Source organism: Actinoalloteichus spitiensis RMV-1378, assembly GCF_000239155.1.
GTDB classification, from domain to species: Bacteria; Actinomycetota; Actinomycetes; order Mycobacteriales; family Pseudonocardiaceae; genus Actinoalloteichus_B; species Actinoalloteichus_B spitiensis.
In genome coordinates this window covers 1-13,134 of sequence record NZ_AGVX02000091.1, presented here as the reverse complement: position 1 = coordinate 13,134, position 13,134 = coordinate 1, and the positions used below count along the sequence as shown (strand labels likewise).

The 13,134-nt window shown below is 67.7% G+C and carries 16 protein-coding genes; 7 read left to right on the top strand and 9 right to left on the bottom strand.

The genetic code is table 11. The annotated features are described in order from the left end of the window. A partial coding sequence (locus ACTIDRAF_RS0204620) for a phosphotransferase family protein (protein WP_026065779.1) occupies nt 1-669 on the top strand: 669 nt, incomplete at its 5' end. 94 nt (nt 670-763) lie between these two features. Here the strand turns inward: ACTIDRAF_RS0204620 and ACTIDRAF_RS0204615 are convergent. From ACTIDRAF_RS0204615 to ACTIDRAF_RS33585, 5 genes are all read right to left on the bottom strand, one after another. Beyond that, the gene (locus tag ACTIDRAF_RS0204615) at nt 764-1,354 is read right to left on the bottom strand and encodes a hypothetical protein (protein ID WP_245533440.1); all 591 of its coding nucleotides are present in this window, start codon (nt 1,352-1,354) and stop codon (nt 764-766) included. A gap of 59 nt (nt 1,355-1,413) precedes the next feature. Then, entirely contained in the window at nt 1,414-2,463 is a 1,050-nt protein-coding gene (locus tag ACTIDRAF_RS0204610) for a phosphoenolpyruvate carboxykinase (ATP) (RefSeq protein ID WP_016697541.1), read from the bottom strand. After that, complete coding sequence (locus tag ACTIDRAF_RS0204605; protein ID WP_016697539.1) at nt 2,463-3,728, bottom strand: glycosyltransferase; 1,266 nt, start codon at nt 3,726-3,728, stop codon at nt 2,463-2,465. The genes ACTIDRAF_RS0204610 and ACTIDRAF_RS0204605 overlap by 1 nt, the downstream gene beginning before the upstream one ends. Further along, nucleotides 3,725-4,774, bottom strand: coding sequence for an NAD-dependent epimerase/dehydratase family protein (locus ACTIDRAF_RS0204600; protein ID WP_016697538.1), 1,050 nt, complete (start codon nt 4,772-4,774; stop codon nt 3,725-3,727). The genes ACTIDRAF_RS0204605 and ACTIDRAF_RS0204600 overlap by 4 nt, the downstream gene beginning before the upstream one ends. A 509-nt stretch (nt 4,775-5,283) precedes the next feature. Continuing rightward, nucleotides 5,284-5,451 carry a hypothetical protein gene (locus tag ACTIDRAF_RS33585; RefSeq protein WP_157162837.1) on the bottom strand — a complete coding sequence of 56 codons (168 nt, stop codon included), beginning with the start codon at nt 5,449-5,451 and terminating at the stop codon, nt 5,284-5,286. A 323-nt stretch (nt 5,452-5,774) separates the two neighbouring features. On the opposite strand from ACTIDRAF_RS33585, the gene ACTIDRAF_RS31780 reads away from it, so the two are divergent. Next, nucleotides 5,775-7,082, top strand: a complete 1,308-nt coding sequence (locus ACTIDRAF_RS31780; protein WP_169533951.1) for a helix-turn-helix domain-containing protein — start codon at nt 5,775-5,777, stop codon at nt 7,080-7,082. Here the strand turns inward: ACTIDRAF_RS31780 and mmuM are convergent. Continuing rightward, on the bottom strand, nt 7,079-7,981 hold the full coding sequence (mmuM, locus tag ACTIDRAF_RS0204590; protein WP_157162836.1) for a homocysteine S-methyltransferase: 903 nt from the start codon (nt 7,979-7,981) through the stop codon (nt 7,079-7,081). The genes ACTIDRAF_RS31780 and mmuM overlap by 4 nt on opposite strands. 9 nt (nt 7,982-7,990) lie before the next feature. Continuing rightward, a complete protein-coding gene (locus ACTIDRAF_RS0204585; protein ID WP_016697534.1) occupies nt 7,991-8,752 on the bottom strand; it encodes a DUF2637 domain-containing protein in 762 nt (253 codons plus the stop codon). Between the two features lie 190 nt (nt 8,753-8,942). Between ACTIDRAF_RS0204585 and ACTIDRAF_RS33580 the strand changes: the two genes are divergently transcribed. After that, on the top strand, nt 8,943-9,257 hold the full coding sequence (locus tag ACTIDRAF_RS33580; RefSeq protein ID WP_157162835.1) for a hypothetical protein: 315 nt from the start codon (nt 8,943-8,945) through the stop codon (nt 9,255-9,257). Between the two features lie 515 nt (nt 9,258-9,772). Continuing rightward, the gene (locus tag ACTIDRAF_RS0204575) at nt 9,773-10,342 is read left to right on the top strand and encodes an NUDIX hydrolase (RefSeq protein WP_016697532.1); all 570 of its coding nucleotides are present in this window, start codon (nt 9,773-9,775) and stop codon (nt 10,340-10,342) included. On the opposite strand, the gene ACTIDRAF_RS0204570 is transcribed toward ACTIDRAF_RS0204575, so the two are convergent. Further along, the gene (locus ACTIDRAF_RS0204570; protein ID WP_016697531.1) at nt 10,319-11,476 is read right to left on the bottom strand and encodes an NsdA family TPR-like regulatory protein; all 1,158 of its coding nucleotides are present in this window, start codon (nt 11,474-11,476) and stop codon (nt 10,319-10,321) included. The genes ACTIDRAF_RS0204575 and ACTIDRAF_RS0204570 overlap by 24 nt on opposite strands. Nucleotides 11,477-11,628: 152 nt before the next feature. After that, nucleotides 11,629-12,024, bottom strand: a complete 396-nt coding sequence (locus ACTIDRAF_RS0204565) for a helix-turn-helix domain-containing protein (protein ID WP_016697530.1) — start codon at nt 12,022-12,024, stop codon at nt 11,629-11,631. A 67-nt stretch (nt 12,025-12,091) separates the two neighbouring features. On the opposite strand from ACTIDRAF_RS0204565, the gene ACTIDRAF_RS0204560 reads away from it, so the two are divergent. Genes ACTIDRAF_RS0204560 through ACTIDRAF_RS0204550 form a run of 3 tightly spaced genes read left to right on the top strand, consistent with a single transcriptional unit; the run spans nt 12,092 to nt 13,120 of the window. Further along, nucleotides 12,092-12,445, top strand: coding sequence for a helix-turn-helix domain-containing protein (locus tag ACTIDRAF_RS0204560; RefSeq protein ID WP_245533439.1), 354 nt, complete (start codon nt 12,092-12,094; stop codon nt 12,443-12,445). Beyond that, on the top strand, nt 12,442-12,798 hold the full coding sequence (locus tag ACTIDRAF_RS27215) for a WhiB family transcriptional regulator (protein WP_245533438.1): 357 nt from the start codon (nt 12,442-12,444) through the stop codon (nt 12,796-12,798). Before ACTIDRAF_RS0204560 ends, ACTIDRAF_RS27215 begins: the two co-directional genes overlap by 4 nt. After that, nucleotides 12,788-13,120 (top strand): hypothetical protein, encoded by a 333-nt coding sequence (locus ACTIDRAF_RS0204550; RefSeq protein ID WP_016697527.1) that lies wholly within the window; start codon nt 12,788-12,790, stop codon nt 13,118-13,120. The genes ACTIDRAF_RS27215 and ACTIDRAF_RS0204550 overlap by 11 nt, the downstream gene beginning before the upstream one ends. Nucleotides 13,121-13,134: the final 14 nt, after the last annotated feature.

Here is a 13,134-nt window from a genome sequence, read left to right as displayed (position 1 = left end):
CTGGAGCGGCTGGCCGAGCACCGCCGCGTGTGGCAGCATGGGATCGCGGTCCCGCCAGTATTGGCGTTCACCGAGTCGTCCGCGTCCGTGGCTGATCGACCGTTGACCGTGTTCGAGTACGTGCCGGGCGTGGACGCCGAGGAAGCCTTGCCCACGTTGGAACCTGCGGCGGTGCTGGAGGTCATGCGTGCTACGGGCGCGGCATTGGCGTCGCGGCACCAAGTCCCTGTCGAGGGATTCGGCGATGCTGCGAGCGGGTTAGGCACGGTGTCGGCGACCTGGAACACCGTCGTCACGAGCCGCGTGGACGCACTGCGGGACGCCTATCGCTTCGTCGACGACATTCCCGCCGCGCTGGTCAAGGCTGGGTTGGACTTGTTGGGCGGCTTGGCCGAGGAGGTATCGCCGGTCGCGCGGCCAGCGGTCGCGCACTTGGACGTGTATCTGCCCAACATTCTCCTCGGTGAAGAGGGCGGCTTTCGCGTCCTGTTGGACTTGGAGCACGTGCGGTGGGTCAATCCGGTAATGGATCTCGCCAAGCCCGCCATGTGGATGTTCCTGATCAGCAGAGCTGGGCCGAAGCGTTCGCGGACGGCTATCGGGCGGCCGGTCCGTGGCCTGCGTGCTGGTCTGAGCGCATGGCTGCGGCAACCGGCCTGGAACTGTTGACCGGGGTGGAGTATTGGACGCGGGTCGCTGATCATGCGATGCGCGAGGACTATCTGCGACGACTGCGGGGGTGGGTTCGATCGGATGGGGCCGATCATGTCTGGTCGGCGATCAGCTCGGCAACGTGGCGGGAGTAGGCGTCCCAGTCTTGTGTGGTCGTGTCGAGCACCTGGAGCGGCAAAGGTGAAGTCTGCGCCCACCGGATCAGTTCGGCTTGTACCTGCCTGATGTGCTCGGCTCGCCTGGCATCGGTTGAGCCGAAGCTCTCCAGGTAGCGCGCCCACTTCGGTCCCCTGTGGTGCCGGGTCGATTCCACGCACTGGGCGCGGATGCGGTCATCGGGGACGCGGAGCAGGACCAAGTGCACTCCGAGTGCGGCGAGGCGCTGCTCAACGCTTGTCAGGACGTCACGGCTGATCGGGAGCCCGTACATGGGGGCATCGAAGCCGAGCCCTTCGAGCAGGCAGGTCGGGGTCCACGCGGACGCGAAGCGGTGTTTGGGGAGCGTGCTCGCCTGGAATCGGCGATTGGTCTCTTCGAGGAAGGCGGTCAGGTGATCCAGCCACGACAGGATGTGGGCAGCGTGCTCGTGCGGTGCGCCAGATGTGTAGGTGTGCGTGGTGATCGTTGCCGCCTGTGGCATTGCGATGAGCGATTCGCAGCCCGCAGCGACCAGGCGCCCCAAGCTGCGCTGGTAGACGGAGGTCTTGCCCGCACCCCACACTCCGGCTAGTACGCATCCCCTCACGTCTGGGCTTGCCGGTAGGCCGTCGCGGCGATGCGCGGCAACTCGGCCGGATCGGTCCAGGCCAGCGGGAGCACGGGCACAGTCTCGGGCAGACGTTCCCACAGGTCGTCGCCCCCACTTTGAGCGTCGGGTAGGGCGTCGCTGAGGTGCGAGCGGAGGTTGAGCCAGTCGTCGGCGAAGAAATCCTCGGCGCCGAAGTCGAGGTGGTGCCGTACGAAGTCCCCATCTCGTTCCCCGGCCGATACCTGTGCCGAGCGGGTGAGGATCACGAGCTGGGCGACCTCGGTCACGGGCGCGGTAGATCGGTTGAACAGGGTGGCGAGTTCCCACGGCGTGAGTTCGATCTTGCCGTCCACGAGGTGTCGTCCTCGGCTGGGCTCGAAGTGGTTCAGCGCGGCCGTCAAGGTCGGCGAGCCGCCGATGCCTTCCGGGGTGAAACGGGCGGCTAATGGCACGCCAATGGCGTGCCAGCGCCCAGTACCGGTGGGGATGAGCGCGGTGCGATCGTTGGATACAGGACGCGCGCCGTGGTCTTCGATCAGGTGCGTGAGCGCCGTGGTCTTGCCGGAACCGGGATGCCCAGCTATGAGCAACCCACGTCCGTCGATGTCCACCGCTGCGGCGTGCACGCAGCGCCCTCCCCGTACTTCACCGCCGCGCATGACGAGTTGACGCACGACTCGGATGCCGATCGTGGCCGCTACACGGGCGCGTTCGGCGGCGACAAGCACGAGTCCAGGGGTTCTGATGATCACGTGGTCCGAAGCGTGCTCGGGAAGCAGAATCTCGCGGTCTTCAGTGATCCAGACGCGATAGCGCTGCTCCGGGTGACTGGTGCGCACCGTGGTCGGCGGCTGATCGGCGAGGGACTGCCGGGCTTGGGCGACGGTTGCAGCGACGCGCCCGACCGAGACCGTCAGGTGCGGCTCGTGGTCCCCGGCTGACACGAGGAACGGGCTCACGTAGTGGCGCATTGCGGCCTGAATTTCCTCGGACGCGCTCAGGCGGCAGACGCAGGTCCCGAGATCGAGGAATCGCGAATCCATCAACGTCCTTCCGGTATGACGGCGGTGCTCTGGCGCAGCCAGCGCGGTTGTCCTGGTTTGGTGGTTTCCGGGTCGCCCAGGGCGTCCTGATCCGCGTGCTCGGTTAGCCATCGGGGCACGCCGGCGCAGTGGTTGTCGACGGCCGGCTTCGCACCTGGTGGGAAGGTGGCGAGCCACGACCGGCAGTGCCGCACCAGTCCAGCGCCGATGCGCTGCCAGGACAACTCCTGCTCAATGCAACGGCGGCCCGCCCGCCCGATCTGGTCGAGCGCGGCAGGGTCGCGCAGAAGCGCGGCGATCCGTGCGGGCCACATGTAGAGGTCGTCCTCCACGATCACGCCGGGATGCTCGGTCGGCAGCCCGGTCACGGCTTCGCATGTGCCCAGCACGGGTAGTCCGGCGCCAAGGTAGTCGAGGACCTTCATTTTCGCGCCCGATCCGGCGGTCAACGGGGCGAGCGCGATGGTCGTTCCTTTGAGTGCTTGGTTGATCGTGTCCACGCGCCCGGTGAACTCGATGCCCTGACCGCCGCGGGCTAGTGAGGCAGGTCCGCGGCCGACGATCCGCATCCGAACGTCGAGGTCACCCGCGCGCAGTGTGGGCAAGATCGTGGTGGCGATGGCGTCGACCGCTCGCGCGTTGGGCTGGTAGTAGAGATTGCCGACGAAGACCAGTGTCGCGACGTCGACTTCTGGTCCCCAGCAACGGCGCTGGTACGGGTCCGCGCCGTTGGGCAACAACGCGGTGCGCGGCGCGGGAATGCCTGCCGTGGCTGCCATCGCTTGCTCGTTGCGCGTGGAGACGATCACGTTGTCGGCGGTGCGCAGCGCGGTGCGCTGTGTCGTCGCGTGAGTCTGCACGATCTCTGGCGGCTCGCCGACGCTGGCCGCTACGGCAGCGTCGTCGTCGTGCATGTCGTAAACCAGGCGCGCGTCCAGCAGCCCGGCCAACTCACGTCCGATGGCCACGAGCGCTTCTGCTTCGCACTGGACAAGAAAATCCGCCGCGTCCATCCCGAGAACCCTCGCAAGGGTTGCGGGAGCGTAGAAGTCGCTCGGATGGACCAGCGCCACGTCGAATGGCCAATCTTTCTCCGTGCCGTACTCCGCGCCGCGATCACACAGCACCACCGTGACAGCGGCGCCCGCTTGATGGCTGTGTTCAGCGAGGGCCAGAACGCGGGCCGGGGTGCCCGCCAGTGCCCGACCACGCCAGACATTCGGGGTGTCCAGCAGAAAAACGAGGTTGGGAACTGCCGCGCTCATGATGCTTTGCCCTCCGACTCGTCAACGCGTGCACGAAGATCAGCCGCGATCGTTCGCCGAATGCCCTCCCGCAACGGGGTGTGCGGCCACCACGGCACGATCCGTCGCAGGCGCTCCGGATTGGCGCAGGACACAGGCCGCGACCGATGCCGAAGTCGCTCGGGATCGACCCGTGTTTCCAGGTGCCTTCCGGTAAGGCTCCCCACAAGCTCGACCAGTTCTCGGCCAGCAACTGGAACTCCAGCGCCAATGTTGAAGATCCCGGCACATGGGGTGCGCAGCAGCGCTAGCAATGCCTCGGCGACATCATCGACGTAGACGAAGTCACGGGCGGCGTTCAGGTCGCCGAGGTCGAGCGTCTGGCCGTGCCGTGCCTGCTGGAGGACTTCAGGAAGCAGGTGCGGGTGCGGATCACCGGGTCCGTAGACGTTGAATAGACGGGCGACTACCGCTGTGCAGTGGCCGAGTCGGTCCGCCTGGTCCTGCAACAGCCGTTCGCCGAACAGCTTGGACCAGCCGTACACGCCCTGCGGCCCCACTGGATCATCCTCGTGATGCGGGCTCTCGCTCGCGGCGTACACATCGGCAGTCGAGGCGAACACCAGCCGTTGGGGCGGGTGAACGACGCAGGCATCCAGCACGTGCTGGGTGCCCAGCACGTTGATCGCCAATGTTTCGGCGGGCGCGCTGTCACAGACCGGAATGAAGTGCTGCGCGGCCAGATGCACCACAGCCCACGGGCGTTCGGCTGCCATGAGCTGTACCAGCTCCGAACGCTGGCGAACGTCGAGCACGTGACGCTGAACCTCGGCGCAGTCGCCGAACTCGTCGAGCCGGTGCAGCGTGCCCGCGCTTCCGTCGTCTACCGCCACGACGCGGAAACCCCGTGCGCGCAGCACTCGCACGACGGGCACGCCGATCAAACCGGCTGCACCCGTGACGAGCACGGCGTGAGGCGCGATGTCACTGGTCGTCGAGGGCATGGCGTCCTTTCCCCGGAGCGGCGCGGCCACGGTCGCGCGGCAAGCCGTCTGAGTGTCGATCATGTCGTAACCCTGTCGATTGGTGCGGATACTTTCCGTGCTCTCCTGGCTCGGAGGTTCCGAACCGCAGCTCCTCGATGGCTTTAAGCCCGGCGAGGCGAACGGCGTTGGGGACTGTGGGGGTGTCGTCGTGAAAGACCGGTCTGCGCATGAGCGATGTCGACAACGTGTCTTGCACGTACGGCCGCACCGGGTTGACGCGCTCCACAGGGTCGTCCGGGTCGACCGTGGGCCAGGCGGGCTCCTCGTCTGGCTCGGGCTGGTGATGCTTGCCCATCGCTGCCTGTCCGAGGTCGTCAGAAGGTGGAGCCGTATATGCGCGGGCGAAGCGCGCGGCGGCTTTGGCAGCCCGCACGTCTTTGCGCCAGCACGAGCAGGACCACCAGGCACCCCAGAGCAGGAGCGTTGCGAGTGGCGTCAGCGCAAGCCACGTCCAGACAGTCACGCGCATCACGTCAAGTCCGCAGAGCACGTCGTCACGTGTCGCGTCGCGAGCCGAAGGCGCCCATCGGCTAGAAGCCCTCCCGCAGCCGATACGCCAGCCGCAATTGCGGGCAGGGCCACGGCTGTTCGCACTGCGTGCAGCGGGAGCCCGGCCGTGCGGAACCGGGCCAGTGCACCAGCAGGGCCAGGCAGATCAGTTCGTAGAGCCGTACCGGCTCGGGCACGGCAGACGACACAGCGCTGTGCGTCGGACTGTCCAGCGGTGCGACCATCAGCCGGGTTGTTACCGGAACCACCCACTCCCGTCGTTCGCGTTCGCGGTCGTATGGGTGGCACCTGGCGTCGGGGCTGGGGGAAGCCATCGAGCGGTGCTCGGTTCGGGGTGCCCGATGTGCCCTTCGGGGAGAGGGCGTTTCCCGGCGCCAGGTGCCTTGTGGATCAGGGAACCGGGTGGGCGCGGATGTGCGTCACGATGTGTTCACAACTGCCACACCAGCAGTCACCGGCCGTTATGCTGATCGAGTCAGCACTTGCAGGGACACTCGGAAGAGTGATCGACATGGCCCGCGAACCGGAAACCGTCGCCGAGAAGCGTCGCGCCCTCGGCGCGCAGCTCGCTGCGTTCCGGCAGGCGGCTGACCTCACGCAAGGCCAGTTGGCCAAGGCTGCATTCTGCGACCGCACGACCGTCAGCCACATCGAGAAGGGTCGTGCCCGCGCCGACGAGCGGTTCTGGCAAGCCTCCGACGAGGCCGTCGGGGCACGAGGTGTATTGCTGGCGGCCTTCCACGATCTTGTGGCGACCAAACAGGCCCACGAGCAGCAGGAACAGGAGGCGAGGCTCGCCGAAGCCCGCGCCCGTGCCGAACGGCTGACGCCCACCGGCTCCTCGGCCGCGCCCGCGTCACCAGTTCGCGAGGACGTGGCCCCGGTCGATGGTCACGCCCCGTCCCTCCGGCTGGACGGTGCCTATGTCGAGACCCTGCACAGCCGTATCCGCGAGTTGATTGACCTCGACATTCAGTTCGGCGGGGACCAATCCTCCGGCGTAGCCCTCCAACTCTTCCGGTCAGTCCACCGCAAGCTCGGGGCCAGCCAGTGCGACCCCGCCATTGAACGCGACCTCTACGCCGCAGCCGGGGAACTCGGCGAAGTCGCGGGGTGGTTGCTCTACGACGCGGGCAAACACGACCTTGTGCGCCGGATCAACCACGAAGCCTTGCACCTGTCGCGCCTGGCGGGTGATCACAGCATGGAACTGTTGATCTTGCAGAACATGTCCATGCACGCCGGTCACCTCGGCCGACCGGTCGAAGCCCTGCGCATCGCTCGCATGGTGTTGGAGACGAACACGCTCTCACCCCGGCTGGAAGCGCTCTTCCGCACCCGCGAAGCCCGCGCGCTGGCACTGGCCGGGGACGACACGGCAGCCGAACGCACGTTCCACCAAGCGCACTCCCTGTACCTGGACGGCGTGCGCGACGACGACCCGGCATGGGCTTGGTGGATCAACGACCGCGAGCTGGCCTGGCACGAAGCCATGATCCAAGCGGACTCGGCCGACTGGTGTTCAGCCGCCGATACCTTCCAAGGCTCTATCGAGGTCACTCCCGGTCGGGAAGTCCGGCGCCGCTATAACCACCTGGCGTCTCTGTTGGACGCGCAGATCCGAGTGGCGGCCTGGCGTGACGTGGATCAAACGATTGAGCGCGTCATGCCGTTTGTCGATGAGGTCGGCTCGACGCGCACCGCTACCACGCTGCTGGGTGCGCTCGGCCAGCTCGATGCCACGCGGGCAACCCCCTCGGTGCGCGATGGGGCTGGGCAGCTTCGAGAAATCCTGGTTGACGCGGGATACGGACGCTAACCAACGCTGACCACTGCGCGAGCGACTCCGGCGATATCCGCCGGACGTACCCGGCAACACCCACCCACGATGCGCGCCCCCGCTTCCACCCACTGGTGGGCAAGATCGCCGACGAACCGGGACGGCCCGATCCACTCGTGTCGCTGGTGATCCCAGCCTTCGCCGCTATTCGGGTAGACGATCACAGGTTTGCCGGTCACCTCGCGCGCCATCGTCACAGCCGCCGTCGCATCGGCAGGAGCACAGCAGTTGACGCCCACCGCCACGATCTCCGGCACGTCGACCGCGACCGCGAACGCCTCGCCCATCGGCTGTCCCGCTCGGGTGTGCTCCCCATCGATGTTGTAGGTCAGCCACGCGGGCACACCCAGCCCGTCAACCAGGCTCACCAGCGCTTCGGCTTCGTCGATGTCCGGCACGGTCTCCAGCGCCAACACATCCGGGCCGGATTCGGCCAGCACCTCCAGTCGAGGCCGGTGCCAGGCTCGCAGCTCGGCCACGCTCAACCCGTAGCGGCCTCGATACTCCGATCCATCGGCCAAAGCCGCACCATAGGGGCCGACCGACGCCGCCACAAACCGCTGGCGCCCGTCGCTCGCCACCTCGTCGCGGGCAGCCTGCGCCAGCTCAACGCTGCGTCGCAGCAACCGCGCGGCCTCCTGGCGCCCGGTACCGCGCGAGGCGAACCCCTCAAACGACGCTTGATAGCTCGCCGTCGTCGCGATCGACGCACCCGCCCGAAAGAACGCCGAGTGAGCCGCCTTGATCTCCTCTGGCGCATCGTCCAGCAACCGCGCAGACCACAGCACATCCGACAGGTCATGCCCGCGCGCCTCCAACTCCGTCGCCAGACCACCATCCGTGATCAGCACGGAGCCCTCCGGTACCGCGAAACTCACGAAGCCACCCTAAGCCCGAACGACGCGTGGCCCGTTCCGCTCAACGTCGTACGGCCAGTTCGTCTCACACAGCGCCGCTCGCCGTTCTGGAGAGCCGCGTCCTTCGCGCCAGCGGCGGAGCACTCGGCGGCCGTAGTTGTTCGTCCCGGCGACGCGATCCAGCTCCGCGCCGGTCGGAGTGCGTCCCTTAGCACGTTCGGTCTGGTAATAGGTCCACATCCTCTGCTCCGCTGTCGGCTGCTCCGGCGAGCGGGACTCGGCCGAGACCACCGCGAGACTCACCGGGCGTTCCGTCTCGCCGGTCGTCTCGATGGTCTCGGCGGTCTCGTTTCCGGTCTCGCGGGTGGTCTCGGCGCGGTGGCGCTTGAGCGCCCGGTTCAACAGCTCGACCGACAGCAGCAAGGCCAGCGGCGGGCACGCGGCCACCGCAATGGCGAGCACGCTCAACTCAGGCGCGGCGGCGATGTTGGCGCACAAGGACAAGGACACCCCGAGTAGGAAGGCCACCCAAGCCGACCACCGGCCGCTGTCACGTGTGCTGTGCCCGGTCTTCCACAACTCAAGGGTGGCGGTCAGCAACAGCCCGTCTACGATCAGCGGCCAGATTGCCGCCGTGATCTCGTCGGCGCCGAACCGCAACGCGAACTCGCGCCCGTGCCGGTAGGAAGCGTAGGCGGCGCCGAGACAGACCAGCGCCACGCACACGCACTGCACGCCCAGCGCCCGACTCCGCTGGGAAGGCTGCGGCTGATCGTTCGCTTCGGTGGTCACCGCTGACCACCACCCACACGACGAGTGCCTACCGGCTTGATCCGAATCTCAGGCCCCTCAGCCGTGAGGGTGTTCGTGTTGTGAAGCGTTAGGCCCACCACCCGTGACCAGGGAGAACGGTCCAGGTCAAGATCATATCGACAGTCGGTGTCCATGACCTTGTCCCTGAACTCCTGCCTACCGTGGTCACATGGCGACCACCAGAACAGGACGAGGACGAGCACGCGGCAGCATCCAGCAGCACGACGGCTCCTCGCCGGTGCGGACCTTCCCCGGAGTGGACCCGGTGACGGGCAAGGACCGCTATCCCCCTCCCCGGCCCGTGCGGGGTGCTGGCCGAGCAGCACAACAAGGGGCGGACCAGGTACTCACCCGACTGCTGCTCCCGGTCGAAACGGACACGGAGATGCTGGAAGTCCACACCAGCTTCGGGACGAGCGAAAGAGCGGGCAGGAAGAAGACCGCCAAAGCCCACCAGACCGCCGACTGGCACTCGATTCAGTAACCGTACCGCTCCTGGGGACGCCCGGAATCGGGCTGTGCGACGCTGCGAGAAACTTGGCACCGAGTTCAGCAATCATTACGCGACGCAGCCTCGTCTCGCCCCTACTCCCCCGCCGCGATTTCACACCGCGACGAACGGCTCAGCACTGGCCAACCCAACCCCCATACATGCCCTTCACCACTACTCCGCAACCGGGCTGCTCACAGTGGGAGGATCTACGCACTGGCGCCGGCCGCCCGAAGCATGGAGGTGATGGAGCGCGCACTCCGCGTCTACGCCGCCTGGTTGTCTGAGCCGACCGCAGGGCAGCCGAGACCTTGGGCAGCCGCCCGCCCAAACGCACGCCATTGCCCTCGTCCGAATAGCAGAGCCGACGTGACGGTACACGCAGCACCCACGGCCGGCGGCAGCTGGCACCGCTTGTTCTTCCACGCGGTAAGCGTGTGAGAACCGCCGCTTTTCCCCTTCTTTCCGCCAGCTCCCCGCCGTGCTTACGGACCCGTAAGCTGCCGAGCATGACGAAGCGCCTGGACTGGAAGACTCACGGACAGCGCACGGTCTACGACAACCGGTGGGTGAAGCTGGACCTGGTCGAGGTCGAGCCGCCGGACGGACGGCGCTTCGAGCACCACGTGGTGCGGCTGAACCACGTCGTGGTTGCCCTGGTGGTGAACGAGCGCGACGAGGTGTTGACCCTGTGGCGCTACCGCTTCGCCGTGGACCAGTGGGGCTACGAGGTGGTCGGCGGCCTGGTGGAGCAGGGCGAGGAACTGGCCACCACCGCCGCACGGGAGGTGGAGGAGGAGACCGGCTACCGACCCACATCGGCGCCGGAGCACCTGGTCTCCTTCCAACCCCTCCCCGGGATGGTCGACTCTCCGGTGGACGTGTTCGTGATCCGGGGCGTGGAGAAGGTCGGTGAGCCCACGGACGCGGAGGAAGCAGCGCGGATCGAGTGGATTCCGCTGGACCGACTGGTGGACCTGGTCGGGCGAGGCGAGGTGCTGGGCTCGGGTGCCATCGTGGCGTTGCTCTACTACGCCGCCTCCCGGCCCGGCGGGTCAGTCCCGCCCGCCGCTGGGTAGTTCGAGCGCGGCGAGGCGCTGCCGTTGCCGGTCGGACCCGATCTGGGAGGCGAGGCGCTTGGCCTCTCGCGCGTGGCGTAGCGCCGACTCGCGATCACCGGCGGCAGCGTAGGCGTAGGCGAGGTCGACCAGCATCCCGGTGTGGCCGCGCACGGTCCTGCTGCCGGTGTCCAGCTCGCGCACCGCGCTCTCCAGATGGTTGATCGTGTCCTGATCCCCGAGGCGCAGCAGGGCACTGCCCCGCCACCGGGCGAGGTGGCCGCTGTTGAGGAGCAGGAACGGCAACTGGGGGTCTACGGGGTCGGCTGGCAGCAACTCCGCCGCCTGGTCGAAGGCTCGGAGCGCGTCGTCACGACGTCCGGCGGCGGCCAGGCCCTCCCCGTGGGCGGCGGCCAGCCAACTCGACAACAGGGGCGCGACGTTTCCGGCCGCGACTTCCCGGGCGTAGGCCATCAGCTCCACCGCCTGGCCGATCTCTCCCAGGTCGATGAGGATCACGGCCTGCTGGGCGGCGGCGTGCGCGAGCAGGTGCGGTGCTTCGGCTTCGCGGGCGGTGACCTTGGCGTCCTCGTGGTAGCTCCAGGCCCGCAGCGCTGAGCCCCGGTCCAACGCGGTCCACCCCGCGAGGGTGCGGGCGTCGGTGAGGATCGCCGAGAGCCGGCGCCGGTGCTCGCTGCTCACGCTGAACCCGCGCAGCTTCTCCATCTGCCGCACCTGGGCATCCAGTTGGTCCAGGACGGTGAGGGCACCGAATTTCAGGTCCGCGCTGCGAAGGTCGTTGATCTGGCGTTGGAACAGCTCCAGAGTGGAAGTGTCGAGGTTGCGGGCGAGGCTGAGCCGTTCGCGGAGCTCCTCGGTGGCCTCGTTCACCGGCGCGGCGGGAAAACCGAGTTCCTCGTTGCTGCGACCGTAGATCTCACGGAAAAGCCGTTGGTAGTCCGGGTTGGTCACCTGGTCGTGCCCGTTTTCCCAGCGGGAGAGCATCACCCGTAGCGCGCTCTCCGAAGCGACCGCGATGTTGAGCCGGTGGGCGCGGCCGGTGAGCAGGCGGATGACGCTCTCCTGGGTGCGCCCCTGTTCCCGGCGGACGGCGCGCAGCTTGCTGGGCGGGCGGGCGTGGTGTCGTCCCGGCATGAACCCTCCGGTGGGTTTACGCGTTCTGACCTGCGGAGTTAACTCGACGTAACTCGTGTCGGGTTACGTTCCGACACTGATGTGAACCCCTTTCCAGACGGTTTTCTTGCGTCATGCACGGGAACCAGGAATCCGGCGGGCGAAGCGGTCGACTATTCCTTGCCCTTGGCCGGGGAATCGCGGTTCCTCTCCAGGTCGGTCAGGCGACTGCTCAGGGTGCCGATCTGCGCCCGCAGGCCCCGCAGTTCACGAATCACGGTGTGCAGCAGTGGAATCACCGGATCCTCCACAGGTTTGGCCGACGGGTCACGCTCGGGCGGCGTTTCGCCGCGCAGTACCGCTGTGAGGTGCTGCGGGTGCCAGTCCAGCGCCAGCGAGAGTGCCTCCAGGGTCCGAGGATTCCGGCGTCGCTGAATCCTGCCCTGCTGGATCTCACGCACGATGGCCAGCGACACTCCCGATTCCTCGGCGATTTCCTTCTGCCGCAGCGACAGTTCCCGGGCGCGGGTGTTCACCGCGTGCGCGACCGCAGCCCAGTCCTCTGCCACATCCGCCTCCGTGCTCCGCCTCAGCGCTGACGTTAGCGGCCAGCGGGACGAGGAAAAGGAACACGCGATGCGATCAGCGGTAATCGACACCGAATCAAAGCTGATGTCAGCCATTCCACGAAGGGCGGGTGACGAAATGGGCACACCGAGTAATGCCGACAACACGTCCGGCAGGCTCTTCTACACGGTTCCGGAAGCGGCACGAGTCCTGCGGGTGGACGCGGCCACCGTCTCCCGCGCGATCCGGCAGGACGACTTCCCGGCAGTCCGCATCCGAACCCGCTACGTGGCGCCGGTACGGGCGGTGGAGGACCTCGTACGGCGCGCTGTCGACTCGGGCGGCGTGGTCGACGTGTCCCGGGTCGCCGCCAACCGACGCGATGCCCGCGACTTCCACCGGGCCGGGGGTGCCGCGTGGTGAACGAGCCGGCACACGAGCCCCAGCCCCTCCACGACGTCATCGAGCAGCTCACCGCCTACGCCACCGTGCCGCACGAGGTGCTGTGGCGGGCAGTCACCGACCAGGGCGCGTGCATGGACCCGCACGGCGACGAACCAGCGTGGTCGACCTTCACCGGCGAGCCGGACGCCGACCGCGCCCTGGCGGCCGCGATCTGCGCCGGTTGCCCGGTGCGCCTTCCGTGCCTGGAAGTCGAACTCCGCACTACAGGGGGGACCACGACCGGCGTGTGGGGCGCGCTGTCCGAACACGACCGCCGCGAGGTGTACCCGCACTGGCGGGAGAACCGGGAAGGAAACGGAGATGCTGGCTGAGCTGAGCACGCTGCACCTCCTGGCCGGGGCAGGGGTGGGACTGGCCGCCGTGATGCTGTGGCGCGCCGGCACCCGCCGGGGGAAGGCCGTCGCCGAACGCGCGTACGGGCGGGTTCGCCTGCTGTCCCTGACCGGCCGGGTCGTGGTCAGCGCCGCGCTCATCGTCCTGACCCAGTGGACGGTGGTGGCAGCGCGGGTGGACACCTCGGTGCTGCTGGTCGTCCTGGGAGTCCCGGCGCTGTTCGCCGGTTACACCCTGACCCGCGCGCTGACCGTCACCAGCAACGACCTCGACCGCCGGAAGGACGGTCGGCACCGATGAGGAACCGATCCCGA

Excerpts from the sequence above, each read along its gene's own strand:
- ACTIDRAF_RS0204610 (WP_016697541.1), bottom strand. The coding sequence starts at position 2,463 with ATGGATTCGCGATTCCTCGATCTCGGGACCTGCGTCTGCCGCCTGAGC.
- ACTIDRAF_RS0204605 (WP_016697539.1), bottom strand. The coding sequence starts at position 3,728 with ATGAGCGCGGCAGTTCCCAACCTCGTTTTTCTGCTGGACACCCCGAAT.
- ACTIDRAF_RS0204600 (WP_016697538.1), bottom strand. The coding sequence starts at position 4,774 with ATGATCGACACTCAGACGGCTTGCCGCGCGACCGTGGCCGCGCCGCTC.
- ACTIDRAF_RS31780 (WP_169533951.1), top strand. The coding sequence starts at position 5,775 with ATGGCCCGCGAACCGGAAACCGTCGCCGAGAAGCGTCGCGCCCTCGGC.
- ACTIDRAF_RS33580 (WP_157162835.1), top strand. The coding sequence starts at position 8,943 with ATGGCGACCACCAGAACAGGACGAGGACGAGCACGCGGCAGCATCCAG.
- ACTIDRAF_RS0204575 (WP_016697532.1), top strand. The coding sequence starts at position 9,773 with ATGACGAAGCGCCTGGACTGGAAGACTCACGGACAGCGCACGGTCTAC.
- ACTIDRAF_RS0204570 (WP_016697531.1), bottom strand. The coding sequence starts at position 11,476 with ATGCCGGGACGACACCACGCCCGCCCGCCCAGCAAGCTGCGCGCCGTC.
- ACTIDRAF_RS0204560 (WP_245533439.1), top strand. The coding sequence starts at position 12,092 with ATGCGATCAGCGGTAATCGACACCGAATCAAAGCTGATGTCAGCCATT.
- ACTIDRAF_RS0204550 (WP_016697527.1), top strand. The coding sequence starts at position 12,788 with ATGCTGGCTGAGCTGAGCACGCTGCACCTCCTGGCCGGGGCAGGGGTG.